The 22,331-nt window shown below is 70.4% G+C and carries 15 protein-coding genes and 2 pseudogenes; 4 read left to right on the forward strand and 13 right to left on the reverse strand.

What is annotated here, in order from left to right; all coding sequences use genetic code 11:
• Positions 1-117: 117 nt before the first annotated feature.
• The 8 genes from fxlM to ACWGH0_RS13870 all read right to left on the reverse strand — a co-directional run bounded on the left by fxlM (position 118) and on the right by ACWGH0_RS13870 (position 9,014).
• Positions 118-2,187, reverse strand: coding sequence for a methyltransferase, FxLD system (gene fxlM, locus ACWGH0_RS13835; protein ID WP_453404371.1), 2,070 nt, complete (start codon positions 2,185-2,187; stop codon positions 118-120).
• Between the two features lie 21 nt (positions 2,188-2,208).
• A complete protein-coding gene (locus tag ACWGH0_RS13840; protein ID WP_453404372.1) occupies positions 2,209-3,474 on the reverse strand; it encodes a lanthionine synthetase LanC family protein in 1,266 nt (421 codons plus the stop codon).
• Positions 3,471-6,566 carry a lantibiotic dehydratase gene (locus ACWGH0_RS13845; protein ID WP_453404373.1) on the reverse strand — a complete coding sequence of 1,032 codons (3,096 nt, stop codon included), beginning with the start codon at positions 6,564-6,566 and terminating at the stop codon, positions 3,471-3,473. The genes ACWGH0_RS13840 and ACWGH0_RS13845 overlap by 4 nt, the downstream gene beginning before the upstream one ends.
• 110 nt (positions 6,567-6,676) lie before the next feature.
• Positions 6,677-6,856, reverse strand: coding sequence for an FxLD family lanthipeptide (locus ACWGH0_RS13850; RefSeq protein WP_028444064.1), 180 nt, complete (start codon positions 6,854-6,856; stop codon positions 6,677-6,679).
• 188 nt (positions 6,857-7,044) lie between these two features.
• Positions 7,045-7,698 carry a hypothetical protein gene (locus ACWGH0_RS13855; RefSeq protein ID WP_453404374.1) on the reverse strand — a complete coding sequence of 218 codons (654 nt, stop codon included), beginning with the start codon at positions 7,696-7,698 and terminating at the stop codon, positions 7,045-7,047.
• Positions 7,695-7,898: a DUF5999 family protein gene (locus tag ACWGH0_RS13860; protein ID WP_453404375.1), complete on the reverse strand. Its 204-nt coding sequence runs from the start codon at positions 7,896-7,898 to the stop codon at positions 7,695-7,697. Before ACWGH0_RS13860 ends, ACWGH0_RS13855 begins: the two co-directional genes overlap by 4 nt.
• Positions 7,899-7,942: 44 nt before the next feature.
• A complete protein-coding gene (locus ACWGH0_RS13865; RefSeq protein ID WP_380790195.1) occupies positions 7,943-8,140 on the reverse strand; it encodes a DUF6302 family protein in 198 nt (65 codons plus the stop codon).
• A gap of 265 nt (positions 8,141-8,405) precedes the next feature.
• Positions 8,406-9,014 carry a hypothetical protein gene (locus ACWGH0_RS13870; RefSeq protein WP_453404376.1) on the reverse strand — a complete coding sequence of 203 codons (609 nt, stop codon included), beginning with the start codon at positions 9,012-9,014 and terminating at the stop codon, positions 8,406-8,408.
• Between the two features lie 290 nt (positions 9,015-9,304).
• Here ACWGH0_RS13870 and ACWGH0_RS13875 point away from each other — a divergent pair, with 290 nt between their 5' ends.
• From ACWGH0_RS13875 to ACWGH0_RS13885, 3 genes and pseudogenes are all read left to right on the forward strand, one after another.
• Complete coding sequence (locus ACWGH0_RS13875) at positions 9,305-10,732, forward strand: helix-turn-helix domain-containing protein (protein WP_453404377.1); 1,428 nt, start codon at positions 9,305-9,307, stop codon at positions 10,730-10,732.
• Positions 10,733-10,761: 29 nt separating this feature from the next.
• A pseudogene (locus ACWGH0_RS13880) lies at positions 10,762-11,948 on the forward strand (dihydrofolate reductase family protein).
• 80 nt (positions 11,949-12,028) lie between these two features.
• Positions 12,029-12,223 (forward strand): annotated as a pseudogene (locus ACWGH0_RS13885) (helix-turn-helix domain-containing protein); the annotation flags it as partial.
• Positions 12,224-12,407: 184 nt separating this feature from the next.
• Here the strand turns inward: ACWGH0_RS13885 and ACWGH0_RS13890 are convergent.
• From ACWGH0_RS13890 to ACWGH0_RS13910, 5 genes are all read right to left on the reverse strand, one after another.
• Complete coding sequence (locus tag ACWGH0_RS13890) at positions 12,408-14,987, reverse strand: GmrSD restriction endonuclease domain-containing protein (protein ID WP_453404378.1); 2,580 nt, start codon at positions 14,985-14,987, stop codon at positions 12,408-12,410.
• 222 nt (positions 14,988-15,209) lie between these two features.
• Entirely contained in the window at positions 15,210-15,434 is a 225-nt protein-coding gene (locus ACWGH0_RS13895) for a hypothetical protein (RefSeq protein ID WP_351283695.1), read from the reverse strand.
• Between the two features lie 243 nt (positions 15,435-15,677).
• A complete protein-coding gene (locus ACWGH0_RS13900) occupies positions 15,678-17,369 on the reverse strand; it encodes a TIGR04141 family sporadically distributed protein (RefSeq protein WP_453404379.1) in 1,692 nt (563 codons plus the stop codon).
• Between the two features lie 104 nt (positions 17,370-17,473).
• Entirely contained in the window at positions 17,474-19,111 is a 1,638-nt protein-coding gene (locus ACWGH0_RS13905; RefSeq protein ID WP_453404380.1) for an RNase H family protein, read from the reverse strand.
• Positions 19,112-19,353: 242 nt separating this feature from the next.
• Positions 19,354-19,917, reverse strand: coding sequence for a hypothetical protein (locus ACWGH0_RS13910; RefSeq protein WP_453404381.1), 564 nt, complete (start codon positions 19,915-19,917; stop codon positions 19,354-19,356).
• Between the two features lie 246 nt (positions 19,918-20,163).
• On the opposite strand from ACWGH0_RS13910, the gene ACWGH0_RS13915 reads away from it, so the two are divergent.
• A complete protein-coding gene (locus tag ACWGH0_RS13915) occupies positions 20,164-22,311 on the forward strand; it encodes a hypothetical protein (RefSeq protein WP_453404382.1) in 2,148 nt (715 codons plus the stop codon).
• Positions 22,312-22,331: the final 20 nt, after the last annotated feature.

Raw genomic sequence — 22,331 nt, forward strand, 5'->3', positions numbered from 1 at the left:
CGGGGATTTGGGTCGTTTCTGGTCATTGTGGTCCCCGGGGGGTGATGAGGCCGTGCTGCGGGGATGGGCCGCGGGGTGCCCGCCGACCGGTCGGCGGGCACCACGCAGGCGGATCAGCTACTGCCAGGTGACGCGGACGCGGTTCAGCGGGGTGTCGAGGACGAAGACACCGGGCTGCTCGTCCGCGGGCGCGTCGAGCGGCAGGATCTCGAAGGTGGCGTCCCGGCCGCGGTACTCGCGGTCCCAGGTACGGACGGCGTCGGCGACCTTGGCGGCCAGCTCATCGCCCCCGAGGCCGTGGCCGATGACGCCGAACTCCCAGAGCTTGTCGCCCTCGGGGGTCTTCTGCTCCGAGGGACGCCGCGCGAGGTAGGTGATGGCGCCCTTCTCGACGGCGGCCGTGGCCGAGGGGTAGGGGTCCTCGGTGAGCACCGTGCCCTTGGCGGTCTGGGGGAAGAGCATCCGGATCAGCCCGGACGGCATGACGCAGGAGACGAACAGCTCCATCCACTCCGGGGACTCCCCGGCGCGGACTGTCATCCCCGTCCACTCCTCGACGCGCGGGTGGTCAAGAACACCGGCGAGGACATCGGGGTCGAGCGCCAGTCCGGCCGGGGCCTGGAGGCGCACGGCGCCGTCCGTGCTGAGCGGCACGGCGCGGCGGTCGTCGTCGGCGATGCCCCGGCGCAGCGGCATGAAGGTGTTCATCTCCGAGCCGACCGACTGCCACCGGCCGTCGCGCTTCACGTAGATGATGGAGCGCGAGACGCTGCCCGTGAGCCGCTGCGGGGTGACGAGTCGGCCGCCTTCGGCGAGCTGGTCGAGCCAGGCGTGGGGGATGCCGTGCGCGCCGACGGTGGCGATGATCCGGTCGTACGCGGCGCCTTCGGCGTGGCCGAGGGCGCCGTCGCGCGTCAGGGCCTCGACGTTGGTGGCTCCGGCGGCTGCGAGGTGGGCTCGGGCGCCTTCGACCAGGTCGTCATCGACGTCGATGGTGGTGACGTGTCCGCTCGGGCCGACGAGGTGGCCGATCAAGGCGGCGTTGTAGCCGGTGCCGGCGCCGAGTTCGAGGATGCGCTCGTCCGGCTGGGCTTCGAGCTGGTCCAGCATGAGGGCGACGACGGCCGGCTGGGAGGCGCAGGAGATCGAGGTGCCCTCGGGGTCGTACTTCACGTTGACCGGGTTGTTGGCGTAGGCGTCGGCCAGCGGGGTGTCGGGGACGAACAGGTGCCGGGGCACGGCGCGCAGGGCGGCTTCGACCGCGGGGGTGCGGGCGTGGCCGTCGGCCTTGATCTGGTCCACCAGGGCGTGGCGGAGCTGTTCGGCGTCGGCCTCGGGGGTGGTGAGTGTGTCGGTGTTCACCGTGCTGACGCTATGAGCCGCGGAGCCCGATCCGGGTGCTGACGCGGTGTTTTCACTCGATCCCATGACTGCCTCTCGTGCGATGTGGAACAGGGTGTGCTGGTCGGCGGACGGCAGACCGGCACGGTTGGCGTGGAAGATGGTGTGGTGTGCGATGACGGCGCGCAGTCCGCGGGTCAGGTCGCCTTGGGCGGCGAGGTAGGCGAGCGTGGTGCCGACGCGCTCGAAGGCGGCGATCCAGTCGGCGTGGCCGTCCAGCGGCCCGTGCTCGCGGCACAGGCTGCGGGCCTCGGTGGTCATCAGGCTCCTCATCGCCGAGGTCAGGCGCGTGGACGCGGGCGTGCTGTTACCGGGGCGTAGTGCGGAGATCTTCGCCCATACGTCGCCTTGCTCGAACCAGTCGAGACCCGAGGCGCGCATCAGGCTGCTCATCAGCAGGATGGCGGTCTCGCGCCGCCCCAAGTGCCCCTCCTTGACGGGATAGGTGAGCAAGTGGCGGCTGTCCTCGTGGAAGAGGGCGTACGCGGCCGTCATGGCGTCCGCCCCGCCGAACGCCTCGGTCTCCGGCTCGTAGATGCCGGTCATGTGGGACTGCGCGGTGCCGTCGGCCACCCAGTCGTCCAGCAGGGCCAGCACGATCGGGGCGGGCTCGTCGGCGACGTACCGCAGGCGCCAGGGCTGCTTGTTCATGAACCACCAGCCGCTGAGCTGCCCGTCGGCCTCGGCGGCGAGCAGCGCCGGGGCGAGGCGTTCGGTGACGGCGCGCCGTCCCGTGTCCCGGTCGGGGAAGGTGATGTTGTGCTGCTGCCAGTGGTCGGGGCGCATCGAGAAGTCCTTCGGTCGGGGTCAGGCGGTGAGTAGGCAGGCGTCCCAGGCAGTGCGGGGCGGGTCCGTGCTGTCCGCGGTGAGCAGTCCCAGCGCGGTTCCGGCGGCGCCGTCGAGGAGACCGGCGCCCGCCGCGCCCTTCAGCAACAGGGCGGCGGAGTCGCCGGGGGCGGAGCCGGGCGGGACCAGCACGGTGAGAAGGGCGGGGATGGCCGCGCGGAGCTGGCTGGCGGTGGCCCGGTCGGCGTCGGCGGCGGCACGCGCCGCAATGTGGACGAGACCGGCGAAGCCGTGGCACAGGCCGCTGTCCGTGGTGGCGCGAAGCTGCGCGCGGTCGCTCAGCGCGTTCAGCAGGGCGGCCTCGGCCTCGGCCTGAAGGCCGCTGTCGCCAAGGGCGAGCGCGGCGAGCTGCTGTGCGCGGGCAAGGCCCGCAGTGCCGTAGCACCAGCTCGGCCGCCGTGGTGCCGCGGCCGCGGGCCGGCCGCTGCGCAGTTCCTCGCGGCTGATCCAGTACGGCCAAGCCGTGCCGCGCCCGGTGGGCGCCTTCCACTGCTCCAGCCAGGCAAGGATGGTGCGCATCGCCTGACGGTGGCCGGTGACGGTGGTGCCGCGGCGGGCGGCAAGCGCCAGCAGCGCGAGGACCGCGCCGACGCCGTGCGCCATGCCGTGGTTGGCGTGCCCACCGGGGAAGCGGTCGTCCGGTCGGCCGGACGGCCCGGTCGGTACCCACCAGCCCGGCAGGCGTTCGCCGTCGTAAGTGACCGGGTTGGTCAGGCGCACGCAGTAGTCGAGAACGGCCCGGGTCACCGGGCCCGCAGGGTCGCGGCGCAGCAGGTAGGCGCCGTACCCGCTCAAGCCCCGGATGGCGTCGAACTCGGCGAGTGCCGGAAGCTGCCCGGCTTCGATCCGGCAGTGCGCGGCGTCAAGGCGCCGCCGGGCGTCTGCCGTCACCTGCCGGTCCAGCACATCGAGGCCGCGCCGGTAGGAGTCCGGAAGCTGGTCGGCGGCGCACGCCACGGCATGGGCGAGCGCCGGGGCGCCGTAGAAGGGGTGGCTGTCCGGGCCGCTGGTGAAGGACTCGCGGGTCGAGGCGGCCAGCCAGTCGTGGGCTCGCTGCCAGGGGGCAAGCCCGGCCGCGGCGCGTTCGATGTGCAACAGGGCGATGCCTGTCGGGCCGTAGGCGAGGTGCTGCCGGTTGGCGTCGTCAGTGGCCGCCGTCGGCGCCTGGTCGGGGTGGGCGAGCCGGTCGGCGATGGCGGCGGCCACCGCGGCTGCTGTGTGGGTCACGGTCGCCTCCCGGCGCGGGCGGTGAAGGCCAGGGCGGCGGCGCGGGCCAGGTACAGGCAGACCTCTTCCTCGGGGAAGTCCACCGCGACATGCCGCACGAAGTGGACGTGCAGCAGGGAGGTCAGCACGCCGTCCACGGCAATGCCGTCGGCGTGCGGGCCGGACAGGTGCGGCCCGTACGCGGCGAGCGCAGCGGTGCGCTCGGCCCAGGCGTCCACGATCGCGGCGCCGCCGGGCGCTGACCGCAGGGCCGCCCAGTCACCGCGCGGGTCTGCCAGCCGCACGGCGTCGGTGAACTGCGAGCGGGGTACCGGGTTCGGCGCGGTCGGCTCGATGTGGTCGATCAGCCAGCGCGCGCCGGCGTCCGGGCTGCCGAGGAGGGCGGAGGCGATGGCGAAGAAGTGCGCGGCCACGAGCGTGCGCTGCGCGGGCCGGACGGGCTGGGCGAGCTGCGCCACCGTGGCCAGGGAGTCCGCGCGGAACACGGCCTCGGCCGCGTCCCATGCCGGTCCGGAGCCCCACCGGCCCGTCTCGCGGTAGGAGGTGGGGTAGCGCAGGTCCGCCACCAGCCCAGCGGTCCGCAGCTCGTCGGCCCAGGCGCTGACCGTGTGGGTGGTGTCGGCGAAGTCCTCCGGGTCCGGCAGTGCGATCCGCAGGCGAAGGTGCTGCTGGGGGTCGCGGAATCGGACGTACCACCAGCGAGGAGAGCCGAGGCGCCGCATCAGGTCGGGCACGTGCCGAGTCAGCAGAGCGTCTTGACGCCGCGGGTCGCCGTACAGGGCTACGAGGAGCACCGGGGAGGTGGCCGGGGTCTGGATCTGGGCTGGGGAGAGCGTGCGGGCGGTGGTCGGCGTGGGCAGCGCAGGCCAGGCCGGAGGACGGACCGCTTTGAGGGGTACCGCGATCTCGTGGGCCCGGCCCCCGCTCCAGCCGTCCGCCCCGGGCGGAGCGGCCTCCGTCAGCAGCGCCGTACCGGTGCGGTCGAGGTGTTGGCGCAGCAGGCTCCGGTGGCCGGGCTCATCGAGGTCGAGCGGCAGGCGCCGGTCGTCCTGGACGAGGTGCACGTGTTGCGCCAGGCGTCGGCGCCCCCGCCAGCCGGACAGTGCGGCGTCCCAGTCCGCACCGAGGCAGCGGCGATCGGGGAGGTCGTCGGCCTCCAGCCTCCAGCGGGCTGCTACCAGCACGATGCGGCCGTACCGCAGGCGAGGGAGGAACGGCATCGCTGCGGCGGCGCCCCAGTCGAACCTGGTGACCTGGGCGTTCTGCGCCCGGGACACCTCGGTGATCAGCCGCGCCAGGGGCGGGGTGTGCTCGGCAAGGTTCAGCGCATGCATGCCGACGGCCTCGACGCGCAGCCCGCGGTCCGGAGCCGCCAGGTACATCCGGCGCCCGTCGCACGCCACGGCCAGATCCGCCGGCGTGAGCACTGCGCCGTCGGGGGCGCGGTGCTCTTGCAGGCTGATCACCAACGGCAGCACGCGCGGGGTTCGGGTGACGTGGGCGGTGTCGGGCAGCAGCGCGGGGAAGGAAAGCTGCGCCGCCACCGTGCCCTCGTCAGCCGTGGGTAGGTCAGCCAACTCCGCTCGCAGGCACTCGCGTTGTGTGGCCGGGAGGACGCTGAGGAAGCGTCCGACGGTAACCCCAGCTCCGCGTGACACGCTGGTCAACTCCACGGTGAACCGCCCACGGCGGACTTCGGCGAGGCTGGCCGCGTGCAGCCGCACGCCCACCTCCAAGTGGGACGGTATCCGCGGCTCCTGCGGGCCTCGGTCCAGGGCGGCCACGATCTCGTCGGTCAGTACGACCTCGTCGCGGCCGTCGAGCGCCGCGGCCTGGGCGAGGCGGAGCAGCACGTCGTCCCGCGGCGACAGGCGCCGGCGGCCTTCGCCGGTCGGCCTGCCCGGGTACCCGTCCGGGTAGCCGACGCCGCTGTCTGCGACAACTTCCATAAGCGGCACCATGGTGCCGACGCCGAACCGCTCGTAGAACCGCTGGTGGTACTCGTTCCACGGCTCGGTACCGTACGGGCGGGCGCAGAGACGGGTGAGGATCGTGGCGGCGCGCTCAACCTCGCGGGCGACCAGATCGGGGAGCACCACGGTGGCGTCCAGGCACAGGTCCAGGGCGAGCGGGTGACGGCGGAGGCCCGGCACCAGATCGCGCATCCGGGTCGCTACGGCGTCCCGGCCCTCTGTGGTGCCGCACTGCTCCAGCCCGGCGTGGACGGCGCGCAGCTCCCGGACGACGGGTGCCAGGAGACGAATGTCCTCGGCACGGACCGCGTCGAGCTGGGTGACGAGGTGACCGAGCGCGTCGGTCTCGGTCGCCGGCGCGTGGAGGTTGGTGATCAGCACGCGCCGCCGCACCAGGCCCGCGAGGACCCGCTTGACGCGCTCCGGGGCCACGGCGGGGAACTCGGCCATCAGCTTCTCGGCGAGTTCCCCGATCCGGATCGGCGCGTCAGCCGCGCGGAGGATAAGCCGGACCGGCGCCGACAGCTCGACGGACGCCTCGACCGCTCGCCGCTGACCAGTCGGCCCGTCGTCCTGGTAGGGGACGACGAGACTGCCGTCGCGCTCGAAGGTGGTGTTGTTGACGACGACCGACAGGAGCGGCAGCAGCTCTCCGCTCCTTTCTAACTGCTCGATCAGCCTCCCCACCCACTCCGCACCGGCGCGGGCCACGACCACGTGGTTCTGGCCCCAGCGGGAGTGGGGCTCGGCGTCGAAGGTGGCCGTGGTGACTCCGGCGAACAGTCCGAACGGTGTGGGCCGGTGCAGCGCGCGCAGGAGGTAGCGCGCCACCGACACTCCAACGCGGCGGACCTCGCGGGTAGAAGGGGAGTTAGCACCCTCCAGGACCTCGACTTCGGCGGCGAGAACCGGGCTGGCATGGCGGAGGGCCTGTGCGATGCCCGGGTCGTACCAGATGCTGCGAATCCAGGCGAGGCGTCCAGTGGTGACCTCCTCCAACTCCTCGGCTCGGAAGGACCGGTCGTCGAAGTCCGGTAGGGGAAGCTGGGGCACCGACGGTCGAGCGGCTGCGCGCACCAGGGCGGTCGTGCCCGCCTTGAACGCTGGGGGTATAGCCACGTGACGTGTCCCTTCGTGCGTCTGGAGGGGCGGTCGGAGCCGACGCGCCGAGTAGCGCGACAGCACCGACCGCGGTTCATGACCTGATGACCGGGTTCAGACGGTCAGGGTCAGTCGGTGAAGGTGACGCAGGCACCGCAGGAGCTGCCGCACCCGTCGTCGGTCAGAACGGTCAGCCCGGCCGCGTCAGACACCTCCAGGAGGGAGACGTTCAGGTCGAACCCGTCCGACTGGCCGCCGGCCGTCGGCTCCTGGACCTGGGTGGTGCTCTTGGTGACGATTCGCGTCATAACAACTCCAGGTGATTTGTTGGTGTGTAGGACAGGTGGTGCTTGCCAGCGCACTGAGGACCGTGGCGTAGCGACGGGGCTACGCCATGGGGTCAGGTTCTGGCCGTCCCGGTCCGATGGTCGGGCCGGGAAGCTCTGGGGTGCCGCTCGACGGTCCGGTCCTTTGCCCAGGACCGTCGAGCAGCCGTCTATGCGGCGGGCACAAGATCGTCCAGGCTGACGACCTCGTAGTCCCGCAGTTCGCGTACGAGCTGAGAGGCGAGGAACCAGTCGATCTGGGGGTGGTTGTAGGGCAGTGGAGCGTCCGAGGCGGCGAGGGGCTGGATGCCGTCGGCGGTGTACTGGTACGGGGTGCCGATGACGCCGTAGAGCGGGAACCGCGTGGCCAGCAGGGCGACGTGGCCCTGGCTCCTGAGCCGGGGGCACCGCCGGGCCGCCATCCGGGCGTGCTCCAGACACACCGGCGGCTGCGCGGTCTTCACCGGCCCGGTGTGGTCGTCGCCGTCGTCGGCCGTCTCCACGAAGAGGATGCCGTCGCTGCGCTTCAGCGGGACCGTGCACACCTGGCAGCGCAGGAGCGCCATCGTGATGCGCTGGCGGAGCGGGTGCACCAGCCGCCACCTCGGGTTCCCGGTGGGCTGTCCCGCGAAGCCGAGTGACATGGAGTACCGGGCCCACAGCACGCCGCGGAGATCTCGGTCGGGCCCTGCCTCGTCCTTGTACCCGAGCCGCGGGCGCCGGTCAGGACCGATGCGTACGTTCAGGTTGAGGAGGGAGTCCGCCTCTTCGCCTTCACGGGCGGTGATGTACGGAACGACCAGGTCGGCTGCGGTGATCGTCATGCCGCGCTTCCGACCGTGAACGCGAGCGGCCGGTGGGGGGCGACGATACGGCCGTTGGGGAGGAGTTCTCCGGTGTCCTCGAAGACAAGCACTCCGTTGCACAGCAGGCTCCAGCCCTGCTCAGGGCGGTGCGCGACGGGTCGCGCGGCCTCCCTGTCGGGAGCCATGGCCGTGGGGCACGGCGGGTTGTGCGCACACATGGTGCTCGTCCTCTCGGGTGGGAAGTTGGGCCCTCTTCGGCCAGCTACGGTGCCGTGGGGGAACACGGTTCGGGCACGGCCGAAGAGGGGGACTTGTGGCACCGCCCCATGAAGGCCGCTATGGCTGCTTCGCTGTAGCCGTAGAAGCGCCCCAGGGTGGTGGCAGTGCGGTCGCCCTCGAGCGTGAGTGGTCTCTCTCCCCCCACTCGACAACGAAGCAGGGATCCGGGTGAGATGACCACTGCGCGCGCAGGTCTCTTTGATCGCGGTCATGCCGCGCCCTGCGGGTCACCTGCAAGCATGATGCAAAGCTCGAGTCCCACCTCACGGAGAGGCAGGAAATGTGTTGCCTGGTTGGTGTATCCCTCGAACGTCAAAACGGCCCTCCGATCAGGCGGACTGGTGGACGGTGACGAGCACTGCGAACACGGTGACGACGAGGAGAACCTGAGCGCTGGCCTGTCTCCAGCCCCAGCCCTTCGCATCCATCCACCGCAACGGTCGCCTTCAAGTCGGACCGGACAGCTCCTCGGGGATCACGAGGTGAATGAATGCCTGGTACCGCTCCCCCAGCTCCTTGATCACAGTGCGATACTCGTCGTCATCGGAGCTGATGTTGTGCCGGTCGAGGACGATCACGCCGTCCGCGAAGCCGCCTCGGATCAGTCGCTCGACCTCCCCCCAGCCAGGGCGCTTCCAGGGCGGCGTGTAGACGCCACAGCCGGCACCCGAGCCGGGGAGGCACGTCGTGGTCACGGGAACGGCTACGTCGTGAAACCTCGCTCCCATTGCGTAGCCACGCTGCTCAGCCTCGGTCTGGAGGGTGTTCCAGTCCTCATCCGGCCTGGCACTCCTGCTGAGCACCAAGCTGTACGCCAACACCCGGAGACGGCGATCACCGGAGCGGCGGTCGCGCCTTTCGGTCGCCTCGCGACGGAACTGCTGACGGAGCCGGACGAGCTCGCCGCTGCGCGCCGGACGCTCCAGCGGGGCGGGTTCGCGGTGCCACTCCTGGGTTCGAGCAGTGTCGGTGTCCGTTCGGTCCCGGGATCCCATCAGGCTGATCCGTGGACTGGAGACGGCGATCATGTCGCCCAGGCTTCTACGTGTCTTCATGGTCGCCTTCCCCTAGATCGCGCTCAGCCCGCGCAGGGCTCATCCGACGGTTGCGCAATGCGTTCGGTCCGACCGACCACTACGTTCGCTACTGACGTGAATCAGGTCCGTGCCAGGCGCCGTTCGGATACCGTGTGATCAGCTCGTACCGACGATGAAAGCGGTACGGAACCCCGGTGGGCAGGCCCTAGATGGAGCCTCACACGCTGGCTCCGCAGGCCCCATGGAGAGCCGCCCCTGTCGCTGACATCGACCGCGGGTGAACGAAAGTCCACGGTGGAGGAGGAAGCGTGGGGCAGCAGCCGAACGAGCTGACTCCGGACGCCGGCCCATGGCACCGCTGGGGTTACGAGCTACGCCAGTTCCGCGAGGCCCGTCTGCTGTCGCAGCAGGCTCTGGCTCGCAGGGCGTTGATCGACCGTTCACATCTCGGGCGCTTCGAGCGCGCTGAACGTCCCGTCCCGAAACATGCGGCCATCACTCTCGACGACGTCCTCGATGCCGCCGGTGCATTGGTTCGTGGCTGGGACAGCGCGGAGCGCGAGGCACCCCAGTATTGCTCTGTCCCGGTGTCCAGAGCCGGGACAGCGGCTCATGGGGCCAGTACACGGGGTCATGGGGCCAGCGCCCCGGAGACCCTGGCCATGAACGCGGTCGTGCGGGCAGGCTCGCTTGGAGACGACACGGACACGGTCGTCGTCCCCGCCCGCATCCACGGAAGGATCCTCTTCGTGCCCGTGCCCCGCCGCGTTGTTCTCGCATCAGGGATCGCCGGCCTGGCTGCGACAGCCATGCCGACCGTGACGCCGGCGGCTGCCACCGAACTCGCCGACATGGGGTCTCCCTTAGAGCACTTCGCGCAACTCCGCCGGGTCATGATCCAGACCGACAACCTCATCGGCCCCCGACACGTGTTGCCCGCCCTGCAACAACACCTCGGCTCCCTTGCCACAAGACGTCGATCCGCTCGTGGCACCGACGCCATCGAGCTTCTCGCCTTGGAGACGCGATACGAAGAGCTGGCAGGCTGGTTCGCCCAGGACATCGGCGACGAGCGCACCGCCCACGGCCACACCGCGAAAGCACTGGACGCTTCCCACATCACCGGCGACACCGATCTCACCGCGTACATCCTCGGCCGTAAGGCACAGTTGGCTGTCGACACCGGTCATCCTGCCGACGCTCTCGGCCTCGCCGCAGCCGCCCGACGCACCGCCCGACCCGGGAGTCGCCTCGAAGTCATCGCCGTTCTGCACGAGGCCCACGCGCGTGCCGTACTCGGTGAAGGCAGCGAAGCCCACAGGGCTTACGACACCGCGCTTGCTCTTCTCGGGCGCGCGGGCTCCGACGGTGTCTGGGGTTCCTGGCTCGATGCGGCGTACATCAGCACCGCCCGAGCTCGCTCCCTCGCCGCACTCGGCGAGTATGAGCAGGCCGCGGCAGGCTTTGACAGCGCCCTCGCAGTGCTCCCGTCCGCATATCGCCGGGACCGCGGTGTCTACCTAGCTCGCGCTGCACGTGCCCATGCGGGCACAGGCAATGTGACCCTCGCTGCCCGAATCGGTGGGCAGGCCGTCGGGATCGCCGCCGAGACCGGATCTGCCCGTATCTTCGGACAGCTCGGCCGGCTCGACCAGGCACTGGCCCCCGCAACCGGCGAGGACGGCGTCGCCGAGTTCCGCGCCTCACTCGACCGCATCGTTCTGCATCCCGCCTGACTCACCCGCGTACACCGTCTGGAGATACCGTGCCCCGCCCGTACGTCCTGCTGTCCGCAGCTGTATCGATCGACGGCCACCTCGACACCCGCCCGGGTGAGGACCGACTCCTGCTCTCCAACAAGCAGGACTTCGAGCGCGTCGACTCCGTACGAGCCAGTGTCGACGCGATCCTTGTCGGCGCTGGCACGCTCCGCGCCGACAACCCCCGCCTCCTCGTCAACTCGGCGGAACGCAGGGCGTCCCGACTCGCCGCCGGCGAGCCCGAGTACCCGCTGAAGGTCACCATCACAGGAACGGGCGATCTCGACCCCAGCTGGAAGTTCTGGCACCACGGCGGAGACAAGCTCGTCCTGGCCGTGGGCCACGAGGCCACCGCGAAGGCTCGCGCCAACCTCGGTGACCTGGCTACCGTTCAGAGCGTCCCCGAGGAGGCCGTATGGCCGGCCGCGCTCGACATCCTCGGTGACGAGTACGCCGTCAAGCGGCTCATGGTGGAAGGTGGTGGCACCGTTCACACACAGCTCCTCGAAGCCGCTCTTGCCGACGAACTCCAGCTCGTCATCGCCCCGCTCCTGGTCGGCCAGTTCGATGCAGTAAGGATGCTCGGCCCCGCGAGCTACCCCGGCGGCCCGGCCGCCCGCCTCCGGCTCCTGGAGACCCGCCAGATCGGTGACGTGGTACTCCTGAGGTACGCCCCCAAGGACACTTCGACGGAGGCCCGATGAGCACCACCCCTTCAGCCGGCGCCCCCGGCACCGGCCGCGAGCCCAACAGCGCAGACCGGAACTGGCTCGCCCTCGCCTGTGAGCTGGCCGCCCTCTGCCCACCTTCGGAGACCGCCTTCAGCGTGGGGGCGGTCGTCGTCGCGGCCGACGGGACCGAGCTCGCCCGCGGCTACTCCCGCGAGAGCGACCCCCACGACCATGCCGAGGAAGGGGCCCTCGCCAAGCTCCCCGCCGAGGACGCCCGGCTCGCCACCGCCACGATCTACAGCTCCCTGGAGCCCTGCGCCAGACGGGCATCCCGACCTCGCCCCTGCGCCCAGCTCATCCGCGACGTGGGCCTCCGCCGCGTCGTCACCGCATGGAGCGAACCCGATACGTTCGTCGTCGGCGCCGATGGCACCGAGACCCTCGAAGACGCCGGCGTCACAGTTCTTGCACTGCCTGAGTACGCAAACGCAGCACAAGCGCCGAACCGGCACCTCCTCTGATCCTCGGATTCAGAGAACCTCCAGGGTCTTGACTTGATCTACTTTGACGGTCATTCGAGATCGGGGTTAATTAAGCCCCTATCGTCGCCCGCGAGGGTGATCGCCGCTGCAAGCTCCCGCCGCACCAACGCGCGCTCGTCGCTCTGGTGCACCTGCGTAAGCACGACACCCCGACTCAGGTAGCCGCTGGCGTCGAGATCTCGGTCGGCACGACACACGCCTACACCACCGCGGTGATCGGCCTCCTGGCCGCGCAGGCCTCCGGCCTGCTCAAGATCCGTCCTGGCGCGTCTCCCGCAGCTTCCGAATCAGGCCCAACCGCATGACGTCAATCGCCAAGGCCGTCCTCACCCTGGAGAGGCAACGCAGGAAATGCTGAGTGATAGAGCTCCGCATCTCAGCCTGAATACTCGGCACATCAACATGCGCGCCCACCAGTCCCGGTGCCGAAGTCGGAGCTCAGGACACGTCCCGGCCGATCCAGCGGTCCCGGAACCAGGTCAGAGTCTCAGCGAGCGCGTCGCGGTTCCCGTCCTTCTCCAGCAAGGCCAACCGGAAGTTGGGACGCAGGTCCAGCTTCCCCTCCGGGATGTCGACGCCGTCCATGCCGTTGACGCGGCCGAGGAGCTCCGCGCGCAGCAGGCGGTCGGTGAAGGGCTCGCGGGTGGCGAGGTACTGGAAGACCACCTCCGCCGAACCACCGCGTCCGCCGCCGGGGTAGAGCACCAGCGGCCAGATCCCGGCGCCGGGGAGACCTGCCGCACCCAGCATCAGGACGGCGCTGGTGGTGACTTGGCCGGCCCCATAGCCGACCCAGCCGCCCAGCTCCTCCCACCGGGCGAGGAGAGTACGCACCGCGCCCACGGTCTCGGGGGTGTCGTCCGCGGCGAGCTGGCGGAAGAACCGCTCGGCCCGGGTCTCTCCCTCTGGCTCCGCTTCGTCGCGCCCCGCCGCGACCGTGCCCTCCGAGGACTGCTCCTGGTCGGGGTCGGCCAGCAGCAGTGCCAGGTCACTGCTGGTCAAGCGTTGTGCGGGGTCCGCGGCCCCGGTCTGGGTGAAGTGGATGCCGTCGGCGCTCAGTCGCGCCCGTACGTCCTCGCCCTCCGGCTGCGGGCCGGCCCAGCGGAAGCCGTCGGCGATCCGGCCCTCCGCGTTGAGGACGCGGTAGGCCTGCACGACGCCCGCAGTCTGGGCGAGGTGGTTGCCCACCGCCTGGGCGCCGGAGCCGATGTACGCGGCGAGGTCGCCGTACGAGGTCCAGGTGCCGTGCGGCAGGGCGGCGAGGACCTGGTGGACGAGCTGCCAGTCGCGGCTCCGCTCGGCCCGGCCCACGCCGCGCAGCGGGGACGGCCAGAGCGCGAGCGCCCGCTCGGCCAGCTCGTCGGCACGGGCGCCGATCTCGCGGGCGCCCCAGCGGTCGGTGGCGGCGATGCGGCGGTTCATCTCCAGGTGGCTGCTGTGCAGCAGGTCCTGCTTGCGGTCGAAGGGGTGGTTGGAGAGCTCGGAGTTCTGGGCGGTGAGGGTCAGGTTGCCCAGGGTGTGCTGGAGTCGGGCGTGCACGTCCTGTGGGGTCTCGCCCTCGGTGGCGTCCTCGGCGAGAACTTGGAGCCAGTCGTCGCCCGCAGACTGCGGCAGGACGTGCTCGATGGTGAGTTTCGCGGCGGCGAAGTCCACAGGCTCGGGGTGGTCGAAGCTCTCCTCCAGCCGCTGGAGGACCAGTTTGCGCTGCTCCGGTCGGCCGTACAGGTAGAAGGGCGCGGTCCTGAACTTCTCGCGCAGTTCGTCGTCGTCGGGCCAGTAGCGGTTGCTGGCGGAGAGGAGCTGGCGCAGGCCGTCGGCGACTGGGACGTCCAGCGGGAGCTGAGCGGGCACCGACTGGAAGATCCGGTTGAGGTTGTTCGGCGGTACACGGCACACAGTGCGGCGTACCAGGAAGCTCTCGATGTACGACAGGGCGCGGGCCGTCTCCGCCGAGTCGGTCTCTCCGCGTTCGCGACGGTCGAGCAGCAGCATCAGCGCCGGGTACGTGGCAGCGGCCTCCCAGGCGTCGAGTCGGCGAAGGTGGGCACGGACGGCCGGATCACCCTCCTCGTCGGGGCGGACCACCTTGCGGAAGTGCATGGAACGCCGGTGCAGTTCTTTCACGTACGCCTCGATGTCCGCCTCTCTGACCTCGGTCTGCTCGAAGCGGTGCTGCTGAGCCGCGTAGAGGTCCTGGCGGCGGACCCGGTCGTCGCCGTCAAGCACGAGCTGCAGCCACATGAGCTGTTCGAGCTCTTTGTTGCTCAGGCTGGCCTGGAGCGGCAGCCAGTACGTCTCGTAGACCAGTTCGCCACGGGTCGGCAGCCGCATGAAGAGGTAGTTGCGCAGCAGGTCGGCCTGGCTGAGCTTGAGGCCGGTGTTGTTGAGGGACTCGAAGATGCGGTGAACGTTGTCACCGGCCTCGGCGGTCACCGCGACCAGGGTGAGCCGGGAGGTGATCGCCTGCTCGATACGGAGGACGTCCTGAGGGTCGGCGGGGTCCTCCGCCTCGACGAGCTTGCGGCGGAAGAAGCGGTAGGCGACCGACACGTTGTCCCCCGCCGCCTGCCCTTCGTGGGTGCCGCGGATGTGCGCGGCGTAGTTCGGCCGGTCGGCCTGGGTGGGCAGGAGACGGAACCGGTCGTTCTCGTTCTTCCGCTTGTTGATCAGGTATTCCTCGTCAATCCGCTCGGCCTCGTCCGGCCGGCTCTGGGCGAGGTGGTCCCGGATGGCGGCGAGTGCGAGGGAGATCGTGGTCAGCCGCTGCTGGCCGTCGACCACCAGCCAGCGAGGGAACGTCGCCTCGTTTTGCGGGGACGGGGCAAGCACCACGGAGCCGAGGAAGTGCGCGCTCGCTTTCTCCCCGGTCTCCAGCAGGTCCACCTGATCGAGGATGTCGCTCCACAGCTGAGCCAACTGCTTCTCTGTCCAGGAGTACGTCCGCTGGTAGAGCGGCACCTGGAACTGTTGAGCCCGCCCCTGCACGAGGTCGGCGAACAGCGTCTCTTTGGCCTGCACAGTGGTACCCGCTCCCCTTGGATTCCCGCGCCCCCGCACCCGTACGCTCCGCACTGCGGTGCCTGGAGGACCGACAATAGGGCGTGCCACCGACGCTCTTCCGCAAAACGATCGAGATCGGGCAAGGAGACGTGGGAGCGCCGACGGGCAGGGCTCGGGCGTCATGGTTGCACGGTAGATCGGTCCCCGGCTCGGACGCTGGAAGGGGCGGGGGATCGTCCGTCAGCGCCCTCCCGGCTGGCCGCGGCGCCGGGCCGAGGCTGAGGGCGCTGGTGGCGGGGGCTCGGGACTATCCTTCATCAAGTCCAGCAGCCGGAATGCGCGTTCGCTGGTCTCGCCGGGTGCGTACAGCGCGGTCAGGAGCAAAACTCCGACGGCGGCCAGTCGGGCGGTGAACAGCACCGCGTCCTTGTTGGTGTCCACCGCGTGCTGGTCTGTGGTCTTCATCGGCGTTCTTCCTGTCGTTGAGCCGACACCCGGCATGCCGGGCAGTACGGGCTCAGGGTCTACGGACGTCGAGCGTGAGGGCCTCGTCGAGGCCACGATCGCTCCGTCCGGTCTACGGTTCCGCTGTAGGTCCCGAGGCCTGCGTAGGGCGCTACGTGAGACCGGTCCACGGTTCTTGCAGCGGCGGGCTGTCACCTTCCGCCAGGGCGCGGTCTGCCGTTGGGCAGATCCCTGGGGCACTACCTACGCGGCGTCGGCAAGACCGTCGTCAGCGGCCGATCCGGCTGCGCTGATGCCCACGACCTCAAGCGAGACGCCGCGTGCGGCCAGCGCCTTCGCGGTCTGAGCGAGGGTGATCTGGGAGAAACCGAAGAGGGAATCAGGGGTGAGTTCGGCTCCGGTCTTCAGGTGGATGGCGAGGACGAGGCGCTTGGGGAGGAAGTCGTAGGGCAGCGTGCGCCGGCCGTCGCTCGCGCTGTGAACGCGCTGGGCGAAGTTCGCGCGGGCGCCCGCGGAGTCGTACAGAACCTCGACGGCTACCCGTGCCTGGTTGTAGAGGTGGCTGAGGGCACCGGAGCCACGGGCCTGCTTGACGAGGACGAGCGTGTCGTCCTGGGTCAGGAAGTCACAGATCTCGATCTGGTCGCTGGGCTTCGCCGGGTTGGGGATGGTCTTGCAGTCGAGCACGACCCAGTCTTCCCAGCCGACGGTCCGGGCCGTCTTCTTGTTGTAGGGAGTCTCCGACATTCCGCGAGGCCAGGCCGGCAGGACGACAGAAGGAACCGGAGCGAACAGCCGCTGCACCTCGCTGTGGAGGGAGGCAAGGTACGCCGCCCCGAACTCATACCACTCGCCGTCCAGCAGGCAGAACACGTGGGAGCCGAGGGAGACGGTGGCCTCGATCCAGCGCAGGGTTCCGACAGTGGCAATCACGTCGTCCGGCGCGCTCCGCCTGCGGCGCTCCCGAAGGAGCTTGACGGTGCCGGACTTGAGGGCTTCGAGGCGGCTCCCGGAGGGGAGATACCGGACGCGGCCGAGCACGTAGCCGAGGTCGAACGCGTCCGACTCGAAGCTCCCGTCGCTGTTGATCCGCGTGCGGTAGGTGGCGGCCTCCGCGTCGTTGCGCAGGTGGTCGAAGGGCACGGTCTCGGCGATACGGCCGTCGGCGGGCAGGCCGAGCTGGTCGTCCAGCGCCCGCTCGAGCTCGGTGAGGACGGTCACGTCCCTGACCGGGATGATGTGCTCGACGAACTCGAGGTCCTGATGCGGCAGGCGTTCGGTGCAGGCGCGGGCGATCTGGCGGATGTCGGAGACCAGGTCCGCTGGCTCAACTCCGAGGGGCAGGCGCAGTCCGCAGCCGCCCAGCACGGTGAATCCTCCGGCCCTGCCCTTGAGGGTCCGCGTGAGCGGAGCGTCGTTGAGGTAGCCGCCGAGACTGCGCACGATCCGGGTGTGATCGCTGAGGCCGAGCGCGGGCACGGGAGCACCGTTGGGAACAAGGGAGATGTCCGTGCGAGCCTGACCGATAATTCCGGAGACGGCACCGCGGACGAGGGTCGGGTCGATCTCCCGGATCGCGAAGGACAGGCCGAACCGCTTGTCCTTGAGCTGCTCGGGGATGAGCCGGTACCCCTGGTCACAGCCGATGGCGTACACCTGGCCGTCGACGGCGAGCAGCAGCAGGGCAGCGGTGCGACGTACAGCCTCGGTGACGGGGATGCCGGTGGTGCGGGCCATCTGCTCGCACCAGCCGGCCTCATCCTGCTCCATGCCGCAGGTGAGGTAGACCGCCGGCACTCCGAGGCCGTCCGGCGTGTGCAGTTCCGCGCCGAGTGCGCTCAGGTAGTCGTGATCAAGGGCGTCGTACATGGCTTCCCTGGTGGGGGCCACGCCGTGAAGCCGGTAAAGGGTGCGCGAGACGGTGGTGGGTGCCATGAGGGGCCTCCGGAGTGTTGAGGGCGCGTGAAACGCAGGCGGTGGACAAGAGATCGGGCCTTACGAGGAGAACGCGGTGGAAGGAGACGGCCGGGGGGGTGGGTTTAGGCCGCGGTGACGGTCGGGGCGTGGGGCAGCTTCTTGACGGCGTCGTCGATGGCGCGCCAGGCGGTGCGCTCGGCGATGCGGCCGGTCGCCCGGCGCAGGGCGAGGTTGGCGAGGGCGTCGGCGGTCTCGTTGAGTTCGTGGCCTATGTGGCCCTTGAGCCAGCGGACGTCGACGCGTCCGGCGTGCGGGAGGAGCCGTTCGAGAAGGTTGCGGCTTTCGGGGAAGAGCAGGGCCCGGTGTGCGGGGTCGGGCGATCCCTCGGCGAGGGCCGTGTGGAGGCACGTGACGGCCTGCTTGCTGTCGCACAGGACAACGACCTGCGCGTCGTCGTCCGCGCGCAGGGCCGAAAGCGCCGCTTCACAGATGCCAATGATCTCGGCTTCGCCGCTGCTGGCGGCCATGGAGATGCCGAGGCCGGTGGTGCCGTCCTCGGCGGCCCAGCCGTATCCGCACACGGCGGAGTCGTCTCCGAGAGCGGCGTCGGCGACCACGACGCGGACACCGGGCGGCAGGTCGGTGAGGAGCGCGTACCGGTCATCGGCTTCGGGAAGGGGCGAAGCCGTGTCCGGGTCCTCCCCCACAGGCGGAACGTTCTCCTGCCCTGCCTCCTTCGGCGGGTCCGCCAAAACCAGCGTGCCGGCGAGTGCGGTGTGGCATCGCGGGCAGTTCGCGGGGCGGTCCGCGCATCCAACCTGATGGGCTTGGACCGCCTCCTGTACCGCCGAGATCACCTCGGGCCGGAGGTCGGCCATCAGCGCGTACGCCGTGACGTGCGCTGCGGTGATCCTGGCGCCGAGGTCACCGATCGACGCCAGGCGCCGAATCCGGCAGGAGAGCCGGAAGGCCAGGTACTTGGCCTCTCGTGCTCGGCAGGCCAGCACGGCCAGATCCGCGTACGCGTCCTCCAGGGCGTCGAGTGTCCCGTGGCGCGCGTGGGGCGGGCGGGCGAGGGCGCGAAGCTCCGCCTGCGCGATCGCGTAGCGGCCCCAGGCGAGGGCCGCGGAGGCGAGCCGGTGCCATCGTTCGACGACCGCGTCGTGAGCGAGCCTGCCGTCCTCCTCCTCCCGCGCGTCCCGCAGCAGGGCGGCAACGAAGACCGCGTCGTCGCACTCGACCAGCTCTCGTACCGGGGCCGGGACTTCGCCGGTCAGGGCACCGTGCTCGCGGGCCCACGCGCCAGCAGTGCCAGTGGGCACGCTGAGGACCGATTCGGGTAGCCCGAGGTCGGCGCAGGCGGTCCGCAGGCAGTCCTGGTAGGCGGACGGCAGTACCGTTCGGGTGACGCGGACGTTCAGCCGCTCCGGGGGGCGACTCAGCGCGGCGTGTGCTTGCCCACGCACCCGGCCGCAGGCGGCTTCGGCTTCGCCGCGGGCTGCGGCCAGCCTGCGGGCTTCCCTCCGCAGCGGCCTCAGACGATCGGACGGGCCGGGTCCGAGTTCCGCCCGGCGCACCGCGCCGCGGGCCCGGATGTACGCGTGGGTGAGCGCGACGGCGATCGGCTCGGCGAAACCGGGGTCGGCCAGCGTTTCCAGTGTCGCCGCGTCCGCCGTGCCGTTCATGCGCCGCAGCACTGCCTCTTGGAGAGCCGTGAAGTCGTCGGCCAGGTGCTGCGCGAGGCTCTTGTTTCGGACCATGGCACACATTCCTTTCAGGTCGGGCGATCAGGGGGATGCGGGAAACAGGCGGAAGGACGAGGCTCGAATCGAGAGCGGAGAGCGGGGCCGGCAGGCGGAGGCCGGGTGTGCGAAGTCGGGCACCCGGCCAGCTGCGGTTGTAGAAAGCGGAATTAAATCGTCCGAATTTGTCGCGCACTGCTCGCCGGAAGCGAGCGCCGTCGACGGCGGCGGTGACGGGGACTACGAAAGGGCGTGCAGCGTCATCCGACGCGCGTCCACTCCTGGCACATCTTGGTCTGGAAGTACTCGCCCTTGTTGAGCGTCACCCGTCCGGGGCCGCTCAGGTTGTTGTTGGCGATGATCGCCTCGAACTCGCCGCTGGCATCCTTGAGGCGGGCCCAGTAGCAACCGAAGTCGCCGGAGGGGCCGGCGCTCTTGTACGTCCCGGCCTTGACGTCCTCGCCGACCAGGTACTCGCCTTCGCCGCTGACGCTGGTCGCGGGGCCGGCCTCCTCGGTCTCCTCCGGCTCCGCGGTGACGGTCTCCACGACGGTCTCGGTGACCGCCGGAGCGGCTTCCGCCTCTGCCGTCTCGGTCACCGTCACGGCGGGCGCCGGCGAGGCGCCGGTGGAGCCGGGAGCAGCCTTCGCTCCCGATTCGCCCTGCCCGCCTATCCCGGCCCCGATCAGGAGCGAAACGAGGGCTGTCGCTCCGTATGTGAGCCACGCCTTGCGACGGCTCGCCTTCTTCGGCGCGCCCGGCACGTCCATGAAACCGGGGGCCTGGGTCGGGCTGGGCTGCTGAGGGAGCGGGGGAAAGGTCATGTCGGTCTCCAGGTCTGCCAGTTCGGTGCCGGACTCGAATGAGGCCGGTGTCCCGATCGATGTCGTCGTGCTGACAGGGACCAAAGTGGCAGAACTCAAGGCACATGATGCCTTGGAAAGTCGATAACCCGGGTTATCAGACCTCTAAAGGTGAATGAGTGATTCGGCAAGTACTGTGTGCAGAGTTCTGAGGTACCGCATCCGCGAAGGGTGTCGGGAGCGTCCATGAGGAGGGAGCGGAGCGAAATGACCGGTGCGCATGGAGCGGCTGCTCCCATCCTGCCGGAGGTTATGTCCGGGCGGATCAGTTACGCGGAAATCGGAACACTCGCGCAGGTCAAGCGGCCCGTCGTCACCACCTGGGCCCGCCGGCACGCCGACTTCCCGCAGCCCGTAGGTAACGAGGGCGGCAGTCCGGTCTTCGACGGTCGTGCTGTCGTCGAATGGCTCCTGACCACCGGCCGGGGCAACACCGACGCTCGCCAGCTCCGGGCCGAACTGGCTCTGCACACCCTGTCCTCCTGGTGCCGGCGAATGCCCGCCAGGACGATGCTCGACGGAGTGACGGCGCTGATCCACCTGCGGCACGAACTGGACGAGCCCCTGGCCGATCTCGGCTGGGACGCGCTCCTGCAACGGGCCGACGAGATCGACTTCGAGGACACGTACATCCGCCGGGAGGTATTCGCGCTCACCCCCGACGAGGCGGCCGGGCCAGCTCTCGCAGGCCTCGCCGACGAGCTCATCGAAGCGGCCTACTCCCCCGCCGAGGCCGTCGAGTGGGTCGTGGAGGCCCGCCGCCGGCTGGGCTGCCACGACCTCGCCATGGACGAGCCCGCATCCGCCGTCACCACGACTCTGGCCCGTCTCTCCGGCATCGCCGCTCTGGACGAGGACGCGGAGGACTTCATCGTCGCCGTTCCCTACGCGAACAGCGGCGACCTCCTGGTAGCCCTGCACGCGCAGACCGACCCCGAGGTTCGCCCCTTCTTCCTGGCCGCCGAACCCACCCAGGACTTCGCCCGTCTCGCGCGGCGCCGCATGCTCGTCCGCGGCGTCCAGGAGTACGAGCTGGACATGGCCGACGGTCAGCACCTGGCGACCGACGACTGGGGGTACCCCCGCGTCATCGTCTGCGTCCTTCCCTACGGGGCGGCCGAGGCACGGAGCCCGCTCGCCGTTCTCCAGCAGGTCCAGGACCTCACCGATCTGCTGACCGACCACTGCACGGCCGTCGTCCTCGGCCCTTCCGACGCTCTCGTCCACGCGCTCCCCCCGCGGGAGGAGGCCGACCGCCTGCGGCGCTCCTTCCTCACCGAGGGCCTCCTCAAGGCTGCCGTCAACCTCCCCGAGGGCGCTGTCCCATACCGTCCCGCCTACCGCACAGCAATCTGGGTCCTATGCCGTACGCCGAAGGACAAGCGGCGCGGTCAGATCCTGCTCGCCGACCTCTCCTCGAAGCCGCTCACGGCGCCCTCCCTGGACGCCCTGGTCGAGGACCTCGACATCTTCCGCACCGCTGGTTGGAGAGCCGACGGACGCCACGAGCCCCGCAACGGCGAGATCCTCGCCGCGACCGGACTCCGTGACCGGCCCGGCACCGCCTTCGCCCCCCAGCACCGCACAGCCGCCCGTCGCTATACGCGCGCGGTCGTGGAGCGTCCGGCCCGTATCTCGGACCTGGAACTGCGTCTGGCCCAGCTCGCCGACAAGACGCGCCTCGAACTCTCCCTCACGGCCGAGCTCAAGGCGCACGCCGTCCTGCGTCCCGAGGAGCGTCCCTTCCGGCGCACGAGTGTGTCGGTCCTCGTCAAGCAGCGTCGTCTGCGTCGGTTGCCCGGTCACCGCATCGCCCCCGAGCATCTGACCGTCGACGGCCACTACGCCGTGCTGACCCCCGACGAGATCACCGGCTTCGGCGCCGGAAGAGCCCGCCGGATCGATCGCGGGGTGCTCCTCACCGCCTACGAGCACGCCGAGTTCACCCAGCCCGGCGACGTGGTGGTTACAGCCACCCCGTCGTTCGGCGCGTGTGTGGACGAAGAGGGCCTGTCGGTGGTCGGCTTCCCGGCGCGCGTGCTGCGGGTACGGCCCGACGCCGAGCGCCCCGTACGGCCGCGCGTGCTCGCAGCGCTGCTCCGGGCCGCCGCGGCGGAGTACGCGCGGGTCGGTGGCGCGGTCCGGGCGGCCCGCCGCATCGAGGACCTCCCCATCCCCGACCTGGACCAGGAGGAAGCCGACCGGTACGAGGCCCTCCTCGCCGAGATCGGCCGACGCACCGCCCTGCTCCGGCAGCAGACCGCGGCTCTGGACGACCTGGCCGCGCTGACCGCCGCCGGCCTCACCGACGGCACCCTCACGCTCATCGAACCGCACGCATCCTTCCGTTCCTGACCTCTTTTAAGGAGACCCGA

Source organism: Streptomyces sp. NPDC054887, assembly GCF_053610585.1.